Origin of the sequence: Krasilnikovia sp. MM14-A1004, assembly GCF_047159485.1 — a bacterium.
Taxonomy (GTDB): domain Bacteria; phylum Actinomycetota; class Actinomycetes; order Mycobacteriales; family Micromonosporaceae; genus Actinoplanes.
In genome coordinates, this window is record NZ_AP038773.1 from 5,969,683 (window position 1) to 5,982,755 (window position 13,073).

At 71.0% G+C, this 13,073-nt stretch carries 11 protein-coding genes; 7 read left to right on the top strand and 4 right to left on the bottom strand.

The genetic code is table 11. The annotated features are described in order from the left end of the window. Nucleotides 1-54: 54 nt before the first annotated feature. The 5 genes from ACMCNN_RS25730 to ACMCNN_RS25750 all read left to right on the top strand — a co-directional run bounded on the left by ACMCNN_RS25730 (nt 55) and on the right by ACMCNN_RS25750 (nt 5,338). Nucleotides 55-1,002, top strand: a complete 948-nt coding sequence (locus ACMCNN_RS25730; RefSeq protein ID WP_412743085.1) for a sulfotransferase — start codon at nt 55-57, stop codon at nt 1,000-1,002. Further along, nucleotides 1,002-1,916 (top strand): glycosyltransferase family 2 protein, encoded by a 915-nt coding sequence (locus ACMCNN_RS25735; protein WP_412743086.1) that lies wholly within the window; start codon nt 1,002-1,004, stop codon nt 1,914-1,916. Before ACMCNN_RS25730 ends, ACMCNN_RS25735 begins: the two co-directional genes overlap by 1 nt. Before the next feature lie 140 nt (nt 1,917-2,056). Next, on the top strand, nt 2,057-2,833 hold the full coding sequence (locus ACMCNN_RS25740) for a DeoR/GlpR family DNA-binding transcription regulator (RefSeq protein ID WP_412743087.1): 777 nt from the start codon (nt 2,057-2,059) through the stop codon (nt 2,831-2,833). Next, entirely contained in the window at nt 2,830-3,915 is a 1,086-nt protein-coding gene (gene galT / locus ACMCNN_RS25745; RefSeq protein ID WP_412743088.1) for a galactose-1-phosphate uridylyltransferase, read from the top strand. Before ACMCNN_RS25740 ends, galT begins: the two co-directional genes overlap by 4 nt. A gap of 109 nt (nt 3,916-4,024) precedes the next feature. Next, on the top strand, nt 4,025-5,338 hold the full coding sequence (locus ACMCNN_RS25750) for a TolB family protein (RefSeq protein ID WP_412743089.1): 1,314 nt from the start codon (nt 4,025-4,027) through the stop codon (nt 5,336-5,338). Between the two features lie 316 nt (nt 5,339-5,654). Here ACMCNN_RS25750 and ACMCNN_RS25755 read toward each other — a convergent pair whose 3' ends face one another. Then, on the bottom strand, nt 5,655-6,869 hold the full coding sequence (locus ACMCNN_RS25755) for an NADP-dependent isocitrate dehydrogenase (protein ID WP_412743090.1): 1,215 nt from the start codon (nt 6,867-6,869) through the stop codon (nt 5,655-5,657). A 188-nt stretch (nt 6,870-7,057) separates the two neighbouring features. Here ACMCNN_RS25755 and ACMCNN_RS25760 point away from each other — a divergent pair, with 188 nt between their 5' ends. Further along, entirely contained in the window at nt 7,058-8,722 is a 1,665-nt protein-coding gene (locus ACMCNN_RS25760) for an alkaline phosphatase D family protein (protein WP_412743091.1), read from the top strand. A 92-nt stretch (nt 8,723-8,814) separates the two neighbouring features. Beyond that, nucleotides 8,815-10,479, top strand: coding sequence for an alkaline phosphatase D family protein (locus ACMCNN_RS25765; protein ID WP_412743092.1), 1,665 nt, complete (start codon nt 8,815-8,817; stop codon nt 10,477-10,479). 56 nt (nt 10,480-10,535) lie between these two features. On the opposite strand, the gene mdh is transcribed toward ACMCNN_RS25765, so the two are convergent. The 3 genes from mdh to ACMCNN_RS25780 form a co-directional block, all read right to left on the bottom strand. After that, complete coding sequence (gene mdh / locus ACMCNN_RS25770; RefSeq protein WP_412743093.1) at nt 10,536-11,486, bottom strand: malate dehydrogenase; 951 nt, start codon at nt 11,484-11,486, stop codon at nt 10,536-10,538. Nucleotides 11,487-11,580: 94 nt separating this feature from the next. Further along, nucleotides 11,581-12,450, bottom strand: a complete 870-nt coding sequence (locus tag ACMCNN_RS25775; protein ID WP_412743094.1) for a bifunctional methylenetetrahydrofolate dehydrogenase/methenyltetrahydrofolate cyclohydrolase — start codon at nt 12,448-12,450, stop codon at nt 11,581-11,583. A 23-nt stretch (nt 12,451-12,473) separates the two neighbouring features. Then, nucleotides 12,474-13,067: a pentapeptide repeat-containing protein gene (locus tag ACMCNN_RS25780; protein ID WP_412743095.1), complete on the bottom strand. Its 594-nt coding sequence runs from the start codon at nt 13,065-13,067 to the stop codon at nt 12,474-12,476. Nucleotides 13,068-13,073: the final 6 nt, after the last annotated feature.

A 13,073-nucleotide genomic window follows, 5' to 3' on the forward strand; every position in this document is an offset into this window, starting at 1 on the left:
TCCTTCGGCCTGGTTCGCTCGTTATAGGAGCGAAACGAATGAAGGCGGGACAAAGTGGCACGGGTGCTGTTTGTGGGCGGGCTGGGACGCAGCGGGACGACCCTGGTCGAGCGCCTGCTCGGCGAGCTGCCCTCGGTACGCGCCCTCGGCGAGGTCGTCCACCTCTGGCAGCGCGACCTGCGCGACGACGAGCGCTGCGGCTGCGGGGCGCGGTTCTCCGCCTGCACGTTCTGGCAGCAGGTCGGCGAACGGGCCTTCGGCGGCTGGGGCGCCGTCGACGTGGACCGCATCCAGACCCTGCGCGACGCCGTCGAACGCACCCGGCACATCCCCCGGCTCGCCGCCGCCTCGCTACCACCGGCGCAGCGCGCGGAGGTCCGCGAGTACGCCGCCTACTACGCCCGCGTGTACGCGGCCGCCGCCGAGGTCTCCGGCGCGTCGGTGGTCGTGGACTCTTCCAAGCACAGCGCGCTCGCCCACGTGCTGCGCTGGGCCGACGACGTTGATCTGCGGGTGGTGCACGTGGTCCGCGACGCGCGCGGGGTCGCGTACTCGTGGACAAAGACCGTGGCCCGGCCCGAGACCGACGGCGCCGAGGAGATGACCCGCTACTCCCCCGGCCGCTCGGCTCTGCTGTGGAATGCGCACAACGCCGCGTTCGGCCTGCTGGCGCGCCGCGGCGTCGCGGTGCGCCGGGTCCGGTACGAGCAGTTGCTGGCCGACCCGCGGGGAGCGCTGCGCGAGCTGGCGGCGTACGTGGATCTGCCGTTGACCGACGCCGACCTGGCCTTTCTCGGCGACGGGCACGCCGACCTGACCGTGGGGCACAGCGCGGCGGGCAATCCGATGCGGTTCCGGGTGGGCCGCGTCCCGCTGCGCCACGACGACGCCTGGGTGCGTGCCCTGCCGCCGGGCCAGCGCCGCCTGGTCGGCGCGGTGTGCGCGCCCCTGCTCCGCGCGTACGGATATCCGCTCAACCCCGCTGCCCCTCTGGAGGCGTGATGAACTGGCCGTCCGTCGGCGTCGTGATCCCCACCCGCAACCGCCCCGAGCTGGTACGCCGGGCCATCGCCGCGGTGCGCGAGCAGGAGTATCCGGGCGAGCTGACGGTGCTGGTCGTCTACGACCAGACCGAGCCGGACCACGACCTCGCCACCACCGAGGGCCCCGCGGTGTCGGTGCTGACGAACTGGCGCACCTCCGGCCTGGCCGGCGCCCGCAACACCGGCATCCTGGCCCTGGACACGGAGTTCGTGGCGTTCTGCGACGACGACGACACGTGGGCGCCGGACAAGCTCCGGCGGCAGGTCGCGGCGCTGCTGGCCGAGCCGGACGCCGAGTTCGCGACGTGTGCGATCGAGGTGGAGTTCGAGGGCCGCACGACGGCGCGGCTGGCGGGCTGCAGCCGGGTCACCGTGGAGCAGCTGGCCCGCTCCCGGATGGCGATGCTGCATTCGTCGTCGTTCCTGATCCGCCGGGAAGCCCTGGCCGAGGAGGCGATCGGGCTGGTCGCCGAGGACGCGCCGGGCAGCCAGAACGAGGACTGGGACCTGCTGCTGCGGGCCGCCCGCCGGACACCTGTCGTGCACGTGGACGAGCCGCTGGTCCGGGTGTTGTGGGGCCGCACCTCGCACTATGCGTACGAGTACGCCACGAAGATCTCCTCGCTGCGGTGGATGATGCAACGCCACCCGGAGATCAGCGGCTGCCGCCCCGGCGCCGCCCGGGTGTACGGCCAGCTGGCCTGCTGGTCGGCGGCCAGCGGCAACCGCAGCCAGGCCTGGCAGTTCAGCAAGGAGGCGGTACGCGCGAACTGGCGCGAGCCGCGTACCGCGATCGCGCTGGCGGCCATGACGGGCGCCGTCAAGGTGGAGAACGTCCTCTCCGCGCTGCACAAGCGCGGCCGGGGGATCTAGGCGCGCCCGGCCAGCTCCGCCGCGCGGCGAAGGTCACTCTTTTGCGCACACCCGATCGCCAGGTAATGTTCGCACGTGTTCGATTCAGTGCGGTTGATCCGGTGCGGCGAGGCGATCCGACGTAGGCGCGGGGTCCGCTGATGCTGGCGCAGCAACGGCAGGCGGCGATTCTGGACCGGGTCCGCGCCTCGGGCGGCGTCCGGGTGAGCGAACTCGCCACCGAGTACGGCGTCTCCGACATGACGATCCGGCGCGACCTGGAGGCCCTGGCCGACCGCGGACTGCTGGAGAAGGTACACGGCGGGGCCACCACGGTGACCCCGGGCTCGGCGCACGAGCCGGGATTCGCCGCAAAGTCGGTACGCCAGCGTACGGAGAAGGCCGCGATGGCGATGCGCGCCGCGACGCTGGTGTCGCCCGGTGACGCCATCGCGCTGTCCGCGGGCACCACCACCGCGGGGCTGGCCCAGCGCCTGGTCGACGTGCCGGAGCTGACCGTGGTGACCAACTCGATCCCGGTGGCGGACATCTTCTACCGGGCCGGGCGTCCCGATCAGACCGTGGTGCTCACCGGCGGCACCCGTACCCCGTCCGACGCGCTGGTCGGGCCGGTCGCGGTCTCCGCGATCGGCAAGCTGCACCTGGACATGCTGTTCCTGGGCGTGCACGGGATGAGCGAACGGGCCGGCTACACCACCCCGAACCTGATGGAGGCGGAGGTCAACCGGGCGCTGGTCGAGGCGGCGGAACGCCTCGTGGTGCTGGCCGACCACACCAAGTGGGGCACGGTCGGCATCTCCTCGATCGTGCCGCTGGAGGCCGCCGACGTACTCATCACCGACGACGGCCTGGACGCCGCGGCCCGGGACCTGCTGGCGGAGCAGGTCGCCGAGCTGATCGTGGTGACCGGTCCGTGATCGCCCAGCGCACCGCGATCGCGCTGTCCGACGGCCGGGAACTCATCTACTTCGACGAGAAGCCGGGTACGGACCGTTCGCAGGCGGATCGGCGCCACCTGCCGCCCCCGCCGCCCGCCTCGCAGCTGCGGCTGGACCCGCTGGTCGACGAGTGGGTCGCGGTCGCCGCGCACCGGCAGACCCGGACCTTCCTGCCGCCCAGCGACAGGTGCCCGCTGTGTCCGTCCACCCCGGACTTCGCCAGTGAGATCCCCGCGGACGACTACGACGTGGTGGTCTTCGAGAACCAGTTCCCGTCGTTCAGCGACCGGGTCGCGCCGGACGAGATCACCGAGCTGACCGAGGCCGTCCCGGTGCGTCCGGGCATCGGGCGCTGCGAGGTGGTCTGCTTCACCAGCGACCACACCAGCTCGTTCGGCGCCCTGTCGCCGGAGCGGGTCCGCACCGTGATCGACGCGCTGGCCGACCGCACCGAACTGATGTCCGCGCTGCCCGGCGTCGCGCAGGTCTTCCCGTTCGAGAACCGCGGCGTCGAGATCGGCGTGACCCTGCACCACCCGCACGGCCAGATCTACGCGTACCCGATGGTGCCGCCGCGCACCCGGGCGATGCTGGGCGCGGCCCGCCGCCACGCGGCCACGACGGGGCGCAATCTGTACGCCGACGTGCTCGCGGCCGAGCAGAAGGCACAGGTACGGGTCGTCGCGGCCAACGAGTACTGGACGGCGTACGTGCCGGCCGCCGCGCGCTGGCCGTTCGAGGTGCAGGTGGCTCCGCACCGGCAGGTGGCGGACCTGCCCGCGCTCGACGACGCGGAACGCGACGCGTTCGCCCCGCTGTACCTGGACGTGTTGCGGCGCCTCGACGCGCTGTTCGGCCAGCCGATGCCGTACATCGCCGCGTGGCATCAGGCGGTCATCGGCGCGGGCCGCGAGCTGGGCTACCTGCACCTGCAGGTGTTCAGCATCCGGCGGGCCGCCGACAAGCTGAAGTTCCTGGCCGGATCCGAGTCCGCGATGGGGGTCTTCGTCAACGACATCGTGCCCGAGACGGCCGCCCGGATGCTGCGCGACGCCTGCTGAACCGCGACCCACAGGCCACCCAAAGATCCTTCCCTACGCTCCGGGCGTAGCCCGGGTGCATCCCGCATGGGTGCGCCCGGGGAACCTCTCGGAAGGAATTCCAGTAGCGATGAATATGCATTCTCGTGGCGTGCTGGCCGCCGGCATCGCGTTGGCGGGCCTGGTGGTGACCGGGGCACCCGCGGCGGCGCAGGAGCCGGCGCCGACATACATCAGGGCGAGCGTGAAGACCGGCAGTGCCGAGGTGTCGGGCGCGCAGTTCGACGACGCGGCGGTGAGTGACGACGGCCGCTTCACAGTGTTCTCCTCCAACGCGACGGATCTGGTCCCCGGCGACACGAACGGCGCGTGGGACGTGTTCCTGCGCGACAGCGTCGCTGACGTGACGACCCGGCTCAGCGTCTCCAGCTCCGGTGAGCAGACGACGCGGGGCAGCTACAGCGGTGAGCCGTCGATGAGCGCCGACGGACGGTACGTCGTCTTCATCTCGCGCGCGCCGAACCTCGTGGCGGACGACACGAACGACGCCTACGACGTGTTCCTGCGGGACACGGTCGCCGGTACCACCACCCGGGTGAGCCTCCCCGAGACCGGCGGTCAGGCCGGGACGGAGAGCTCCCGACCGGCCATCAGCGCCGACGGTCGCTTCGTCGCCTTCGAGTCCTGGGCCCCGCTCGTGGCGGGCGACACCGACACCCGGCCGGACGTGTACCTGCGGGACCTGACGACCGGGCGCACCGTGCTGGTGAGCGAGTCGTTCGACGGGTCACCACTCCAGGACGACGGCTACGGCTTCGACAACCTGTCTGTCACGTCCGGGGGCCGCTACATCGCATTCGACTCGGGCGCCACGAACCTGGTGGCGGGCGACACCAACGGCAAGACCGACTCGTTCGTCCGGGACCTGCAGACCGGCACCACCGTGCGCACCTCGGTGTCCGGCTCCGGCGCGCAGGCGGACGCGAGCAGCTACGGGACGTCGATCAGCGCGGACGGACGGTACGTCGCGTTCACGTCGCTGGCGAAGAACCTCGTGCCGGGAGTCACCGAAGGCCGGTACCAGGCGTACGTGCGTGACCTGGTCGAGGGGACGACGACGCTGGCCAGCGTGCGCGACGGCGTCGCCTACGACGACGACTTCACCGAGTTCGCTCGGATCAGCGCCGATGGGCGGCACGTCGCGTTCCAGGTCTACTCCGCCAAGGACCCCCACCCGCTGGGAATCTTCATCCGGGACCTGGACGCGCAGACCACCCGCCGGGTCACCCTGACGCCCGCGGGCGGCTACCCCAACGGCGAAAGCTGGGGCGGACGGTTCAGCCGCAACGGCAAGCACCTCGTCTTCAAGTCCGAGGCGTCGGACCTGGTCGACGGGGACACCAACAACGCCAAGGACATCTTCGTCCGGCTGAACGTCGGCTGAGAGTTGGGGGGCGGGGGGCCCGGGACAAGGCCCCCCGCATGGGAAGGGACGGCAGACGCGCTGCAGCACGCCCACTGGCGGTTACCGGAATCAAGAGAACCGGTCGGCGCCCGGGACAAGGCGGCCGGACCGGCGGGCGACCCTTGAGCGGCACCGCCTGCATCCGTTCTGCCTAAAGAAACGAGGGCCATACTCCTGGGTTACGCGCGCTAAACACCTAGTTTGCCCCGACTTTGGATCATGCCACATCGGCAACGACACGGCCCGGCGGGAACGAATGCCGCCGGGCCGGAATGTCTTTCGGTACGGCAGCTCGTCAGCCGAGCTTGCCCCCCAGGTTCGCCTCCAGCGCGTTCATGAACTCGTCGGTGGTCAGCCATGGCGCGTCCCGGGAGATGAGCAGCGCCAGGTCCTTGGTCATCTGTCCACCCTCGACGGTCTCGACGCAGACCCGCTCGACGGCCTCGGCGAACTCGGTGACCGCCGGGGTCCCGTCCAGCTTGCCGCGGTGCTTGAGGCCACCGGTCCAGGCGAAGATCGAGGCGATCGGGTTGGTCGAGGTCTTCTCGCCCTTCTGCCACTGCCGGTAGTGCCGGGTGACGGTGCCGTGGGCGGCCTCGGCCTCGACGGTCTTGCCGTCCGGGGTCATCAGCACCGAGGTCATCAGGCCGAGCGAGCCGAAGCCCTGGGCCACGGTGTCGGACTGCACGTCGCCGTCGTAGTTCTTGCAGGCCCAGACGTAGCCGCCCTCCCACTTCATCGCGGCGGCGACCATGTCGTCGATCAGGCGGTGCTCGTACGTGATCCCGGCCGCCTTGAAGTCGTCCGCGAACTCCGTCTCGAAGATCTCCGCGAACAGGTCCTTGAACCGGCCGTCGTACGCCTTGAGGATCGTGTTCTTGGTCGACAGGTAGACCGGGTAGTTGCGGGCCAGGCCGTAGCGGAACGAGGCGCGCGCGAAGTCCCGGATGGACTCGTCGAAGTTGTACATGGCCTGGCCGACGCCGCCGCCGGGGAAGTCCGCGACGTGGAACTCCATCGGCGCGGAGCCGTCGTCCGGGGTGAAGGTCATCGTCAGCTTGCCCGCCTTGGGCGCGACGAAGTCCGTGGCCTTGTACTGGTCGCCGTGGGCGTGCCGGCCGATCACGATCGGCTTCGTCCAGCCCGGTACGAGCCGGGGTACGTTCGACATGATGATCGGCTCGCGGAAGACGACGCCGCCGAGGATGTTGCGGATCGTCCCGTTCGGGGACTTCCACATCTTCTTCAGGCCGAACTCGTCCACGCGGGCCTCGTCCGGGGTGATCGTGGCGCACTTCACGCCGACGCCGTGCCGCTTGATGGCGTTCGCCGCGTCGATCGTGACCTGGTCGTCGGTCTCGTCGCGGTGCTGGATCGACAGGTCGTAGTACTCGAGGTCGACGTCGAGGTAGGGCAGGATCAGCTGCTCACGGATCTGCTTCCAGATGATCCGGGTCATCTCGTCGCCGTCGAGCTCCACGACCGGGTTTTTGACCTTGATTTTCGCCATCGGCCGGCGCTCCTCTCCCGGGACACATGTTTTAGCAGTACGAGCGTACTGCCTAACGGTGGGAGATCATCGCCGACCCCGTCCGTGACCACCCCGATTCCGCAAGATACCCCGCCTTTCCAAGGCGGACGTTCAGTGGGGCGAATACCGTTCCCTGTGACGTAACCGACGGCAGGTTCCATCGATGTATGTCGCTGTCTTCGAGGTTCTCGTTCCCCGTCAGCCGACGCCGCTTCGTCGCCGGGGCCGCCGCCGTCGCCGCCGGCCCCCTGCTGATCACCCCCGGCCGCGGGTACACGCGCATCCGCAACGGCCTCGGCACACCCCTACCGGCCGGCGTCTTCACGCTCGGCGTCGCCTCCGGCGACCCGCTGCCCGACGGCGTGGTGCTCTGGACCCGCCTCGCCCCGCAGCCCACCACCGGCGGCGGGATGCCCGCGCAGAACTTCGCGGTGGACTGGGAGGTCGCCGAGGATCCCGGCTTCAGCCGGGTCGTCCAGCGCGGCTCGGCCACCGCCACCCCCGAGTACGGCCACTCCGTGCACGTCGAGGTCCAGGGCCTGCGCCCGGACGCCGTCTACCACTACCGGTTCAAGGCGGGCGACCAGATCTCCCCGGCGGGCCGGACCCGGACCGCACCGGCGGCCGACGCCCGGCCGTCGCGGCTGCGCTTCGCGTACGCCAGCTGCCAGGACTACCAGGCCGGGTACTACACCGCGTACCGGCACATGGCCGCCGAGGACCTCGCGTTCGTGGCGTTCCTCGGCGACTACATCTACGAGAGCCCGGCCAACCCGTCCGCGATCCGGCACCACGAGGGCACCGGCGAGCCGACCGGGCTGGTGGCGTACCGCAACCGGCATGCGCGCTACCGGACCGACCCGGACCTGCAGGCCGCCCATGCCGCGTTCCCGTGGATCGTCACGCTCGACGACCACGAGATCGACAACAACTGGGCCGACGAGATCCCGCAGGACCCCGACCAGCAGTCGCCGTCGGCATTCCGGGCCCGCCGGACCGCCGCGTTCCAGGCGTACTACGAGCACATGCCGCTGCGCCGCAGCTCGCTGCCGTCCGGGCTGGACATGCAGGTGTACCGGCGGCTGCGGTTCGGGTCCCTGGCCAGCGTGCACGTGCTGGACACCCGGCAGTACCGCAGCGACCAGCCCGCCACCCTCGCCGCCGCCCAGAACCCCGGCCTGACGATGACCGGGCCGGACCAGGAGCGCTGGCTCACCGACGGCCTGCAGACCTCCGGGGCCACCTGGAACCTGCTGGCCAACCAGGTGATGTGGGCGCAGAACGACCGCAAGGCCGGGCCGGATCAGGTCTTCGACTTCGACAACTGGGACGGCTACCGGGTCCAGCGGCGGCGCCTGCTGGAACTGTTCGGCACCGGGCGGGTCGCCAACCCGGTCGTGCTGACCGGCGACCGGCACTGCACGTGGGTGTGCGATCTGCGCACCGACTTCGACAACCCGGCCACGCCGGTGGTCGGCGCCGAGATCACCGGCACGTCGATCAGCTCGGGCGGCAACCCCGACGTGGCCGCGTTCCACGCCCAGTACGACCCGATCAAGCGGGAGAGCCCGCACTGGCGCTACATCGACAACCGGCGCGGCTACGTCGTCTGCGACGCGGACGACCAGCGCCTGCTGAGCAGCCTGCGGGTGGTCAGCACCGTGTGGGCGCAGTCGGCGACGGTCAGCACGGCCGCCCAGTTCGTGGTGGAGGCCGGGCGGCCGGGCATCGCGGAGGTGGACGAGCACGTCGCCCCCGCGTTCCGCGCACCGCTACTGGGACCGGTCTACGACGTGCACGACGACCAACAGAGCTTCCCCCTGCGGCCGTAGCCGACAACCGGCCCCCACTCATTGGGGGGGATCTGGTAAATGGTGTGAATGGCGATCTTTGTGGCATAGCAGACAAGCCGTTAGCTTGAGGTATGTCGCGAACTGAAGGGTTCGAGTTTCCCGTCAGCCGCCGCCGGTTCGTCTCCACCGCCGCCGTCGCGGCCGTCGCCGGCCCCCTCCTGGTCACGCCCGCCGGCGCGTACGCCCGGATCCGCAACGGCACCGACGCCGGCGTGCCCGAGGGCGTCTTCACCCTCGGGGTCGCCTCGGGCGACCCGCTGCCCGACGGCGTGGTGCTGTGGACGCGCCTGGCCCCGCAACCCGCCACCGGCGGCGGGATGCCCGCCCGGGACGTGCCGGTGGCCTGGGAGGTGGCGGCGGACCCGTCGTTCCGCCAGGTGATCCGGAGCGGGGTCGCCGTCGCCCGGCCCGAACAGGCCCACTGCGTGCACGTCGACGTCCGCGGCCTGCGCCCCGACACCGACTACCACTACCGCTTCCGGGCGGGCTACCAGGTGTCCCCGGTGGGGCGGACCCGGACGGCACCGGCCGCCCATTCGTCGCCGTCGCGGCTGCGCTTCGCGTTCGCCAGCTGCCAGGACTGGCAGGGCGGGTACTACACCGCGTACCAGCGCCTGGTCGACGAGGACCTGGCCTTCGTGGCGTTCCTCGGGGACTACATCTACGAGGGCAGGCCCAATCCGGCGGCCGTCCGCCAGCACGAGGGCACCGACGAGCCGTACACGCTGGAGCAGTACCGCAACCGGCACGCCCAATACAAGACCGACCCTGACCTGCAGGCCGTCCATGCCGCCTTCCCGTGGATCGTCACGTTCGACGACCACGAGGTCGACAACAACTGGGCAGACGGGGTCCCGCAGGACCCGGACAAGCAGACAGCGGAGGCGTTCCGGGCCCGCAAGGCCGCCGCGTTCCAGGCGTACTACGAGCACATGCCGCTGCGCCGCACCTCGCGGCCGCACGGGCCGGACATCCGGGTCTACCGCAGGCTGCGGTTCGGGTCGCTGACCACCCTGCACGTCCTGGACACCCGCCAGTTCCGCAGCGACCAGCCCACCACCCTCGCCGCCGCCCTGGACCCCGCCCTCACGATGACCGGGCCGGAGCAGGAACGCTGGCTCACCGAGGGCCTCCAGTCGTACGGCACCCACTGGAACCTGCTGGCCAACCTGGTGATGTGGGCCCAGAACGACCGCCGGGCCGGGCCGGAGCAGGTCTTCTCGTTCGACAACTGGGACGGCTACCGGGTCCAGCGCCGCCGGCTGCTGGAGCTGTTCGGCAGCGGACTGGTCGCCAATCCGGTGGTGCTGACCGGCGACCGGCACTGCACCTGGGTCAGCGACCTGCGCCCCGACTTCGACGACCCGGCGACGCCCGTGGTCGGCGCCGAACTCACCGGCACCTCGATCAGCTCGGGCGGTGACCCGGACACGGCCAGGTTCCACGCCGCGTACGACCCGATCATGGCGGAGAGCCCGCACTGGCGCTTCATCGACAACCAGCGCGGCTACGTCGTCTGCGACCTGGACTCCCAGCGCCTGCTGAGCAGCCTGCGCGTGGTCGACACGGTGTGGGCGCACACCGCGAACCTGCGTACCGCCGCCCAGTTCGTGGTCGAGGCGGGGCGGCCGGGCATCGCGGAGGTCATCGAGGGTGCGCCGCCCCCGACGGTGGAGGCCGCCGGACCGATCTACGACGTGGACGACGACCAGGACTCGTTCCCACTGCGGCGCTAGCTTCCGCGTACACGAAAAGGCCGGGGCTGCGTGGCCCCGGCCTTTCGTGTGGCGACTCAGAGGTCGGCGACGTCGGCCTGCTTGGCGCGGACGGCCTCGGCGGCCTCCTTGAGGCCGGCCAGCTCCGAGTCCGTCAGCTTGGTCTCGACGACCCGGCGCACGCCCTCGGCGCCGATCTCGGCCTCGACGCCCAGGTAGACGCCGGAGATGCCGTACTCGCCGTCGACCCACGCGCAGACCGGCATGACCGCGCCGGAGTCCTCGGCGACCGCCTTGGCCATGCGGGCCGCGGCGGCGGACGGCGCGTAGTACGCCGAACCGGTCTTCAGCAGCGCCACGACCTCGGCACCGCCGTTGCGGGTACGGGTGACCAGCTCCTCGATCTTGTCAGCGGGCAGCAGCTCGGCGAGCGGCTTGCCGTTGACCGTGCAGCGGCTGGGCACCGGCACCATGGTGTCGCCGTGCGAGCCCAGGGTCAGCGTCTGCACGTCGCCGATCTTGACGCTCAGCGTCTCGGCGACGAAGTGCGTGAACCGGGCCGTGTCGAGCATGCCGGCCTGGCCGAGGACCCGGTTCTTCGGGAACTGGGTGGCGATCTGGGCCAGGGCGGTCATCTCGTCCAGCGGGTTCGAGACCACGATGACCACGGCGTTCGGGGCGTACTTGGCGACGTTCTCCGATACCTGACGGACGATCTTGGCGTTGACGCCGAGCAGGTCCATCCGGCTCATGCCCGGCTTGCGGGGCAGCCCGGCGGTGATGATGACGACGTCCGAGCCCTCGATGGCCTCGTACCCCTCACCGTTCGGACCGGTGGTGGCGCCGACGACCTTGGTCTCGAAGCCCTCGACCGGCCGCGACTGGTTCAGGTCCAGCGCGAGACCCTCCGGCTTGCCCTCCACGATGTCGGTGAGCACCACGGTGTCGAAGATGTCGTACTCGGCCAGACGCTGCGCGGTCGTGGACCCGTAGAATCCGGCGCCGACGACAGTGACCTTCTTGCCCATGCCTCTCCCTCCCGGAAAGCAGCCCTCCCGGAAAGCGGGACGACTTTTCCGGACCGTATCAGCCGGTTAACGATCGCTTACCTGGCAGGGGCGGTCAGCGGGAGCTATCCCACTCGGCGCGCTCCACCACGTTCGTGAGCAGCATCGCGCGGGTCATCGGGCCGACGCCGCCGGGCATCGGCACGACCGCCCCGGCCACCTCACGGACCTCGGGCGCCACGTCGCCGGTGTACCGGCCCTTGCCGTCGGAGCCCACCACCCGGCTGATGCCCACGTCGACCACGGTGGCGCCGGGCTTGATCATGTCGGCGGTGAGGAAGCCGGGCACGCCGATGGCGGCGATCACGATGTCCGCGGCGCGGGTGTGCGCGGCGAGGTCGACCGTGCCGGTGTGGCACAGGGTCACGGTCGCGTTCTCGCTCTTGCGGCTCAGCAGCAGCCCGAGCGGGCGGCCGACGGTCGTGCCGCGGCCCACCACGGTCACCTCGGCGCCGGCGAGGGGGATGTCGTGGCGGCGCAGCAGGTGCACGATGCCGCGGGGCGTGCACGGCAGTGGCCCGTCGTAGCCGAGCACCAGGCGGCCCAGGTTGACCGGGTGCAGCCCGTCGGCGTCCTTGTCGGGGTCGATCAGCTCCAGCACACGCTGGGTGTCGAGGTGCTTCGGCAGGGGCAGCTGCACGATGTAGCCGTGGCAGGCCTGGTTCGCGTTCAGCTCCGCGACGACCGCCTCCACCTGCTCCTGGGTGGCGTCGGCGGGCAGGTCGCGGCGGATCGAGGCGATGCCGACCTCGGCGCAGTCCCGGTGCTTGCCGGCCACGTACGCGTGTGAGCCCGGGTCGTCACCGACCAGCACCGTGCCGAGCCCGGGGACGATCCCGCGCTCGCCGAGGGCCTTGACCCGCTGGAGCAGGTCTTCCTTGATCGCCGCCGCGGCGGCCTTGCCGTCCAGAATCGTCGCCGTCACGCGTCGATCCTGCCACGTTGCGGTCAGTCGCCGACCACCGCACCGTACGCGGTCGCGACCAGCGCGGCCTGCGCCAGATCGATCTTCGCGCCGGTCAGGTCCACCCCGCGCAACGCCACCCCGTTCAGGTCCGCCCCGCGCAGATCCGTGCCCTTGAGCACGACGTCCTTGAGGTGCGCGCCGGACAGGTCCGCGCCGCGCAGGTCGACCCGGGTCAGGTCGGCGCCGGTCAGATCCGCCTCGCGCAGCCGCAGCCCGCCCAGCTTCGCCGCGGTCAGGTTCTGGCCGCGCAGCGACACGAACGAGAAGTCACCGCCCTCGACCGTCAACGGCCGCAGTCCACAGTCGACGAACTGGCTGCCCGTGAACTTGCACTCGGTCAGCCGGGCGTCGAAGAACGAGCACCGCTGGAACTCCGACTGCAGGATCGCGCACGTCATCAGCTCCGCCGCGTTGAAGCGGACGTTGCCGAAGTGGCAGTGCGCGAACGTGCAGCCGGTCAGCCGCGCCTCGGAGAAGTCCACGTCGTGGAACGCGCAGTCCTCGTACTGCGCGCGGTCCCACTCGACCAGGGCCCAGTCCTCGGCCGTGAAGCGTTCGTTGCGGACGACCTCCACGACGGG

What these genes read in the sequence shown, in the direction of transcription:
- ACMCNN_RS25765 (WP_412743092.1), top strand. Translation starts at nt 8,815, where the DNA reads ATGTCGCGAACTGAAGGGTTCGAGTTTCCCGTCAGCCGCCGCCGGTTC.
- ACMCNN_RS25755 (WP_412743090.1), bottom strand. Translation starts at nt 6,869, where the DNA reads ATGGCGAAAATCAAGGTCAAAAACCCGGTCGTGGAGCTCGACGGCGAC.
- ACMCNN_RS25740 (WP_412743087.1), top strand. Translation starts at nt 2,057, where the DNA reads ATGCTGGCGCAGCAACGGCAGGCGGCGATTCTGGACCGGGTCCGCGCC.
- ACMCNN_RS25760 (WP_412743091.1), top strand. Translation starts at nt 7,058, where the DNA reads ATGTCGCTGTCTTCGAGGTTCTCGTTCCCCGTCAGCCGACGCCGCTTC.
- ACMCNN_RS25750 (WP_412743089.1), top strand. Translation starts at nt 4,025, where the DNA reads ATGAATATGCATTCTCGTGGCGTGCTGGCCGCCGGCATCGCGTTGGCG.
- mdh (WP_412743093.1), bottom strand. Translation starts at nt 11,486, where the DNA reads ATGGGCAAGAAGGTCACTGTCGTCGGCGCCGGATTCTACGGGTCCACG.
- ACMCNN_RS25735 (WP_412743086.1), top strand. Translation starts at nt 1,002, where the DNA reads ATGAACTGGCCGTCCGTCGGCGTCGTGATCCCCACCCGCAACCGCCCC.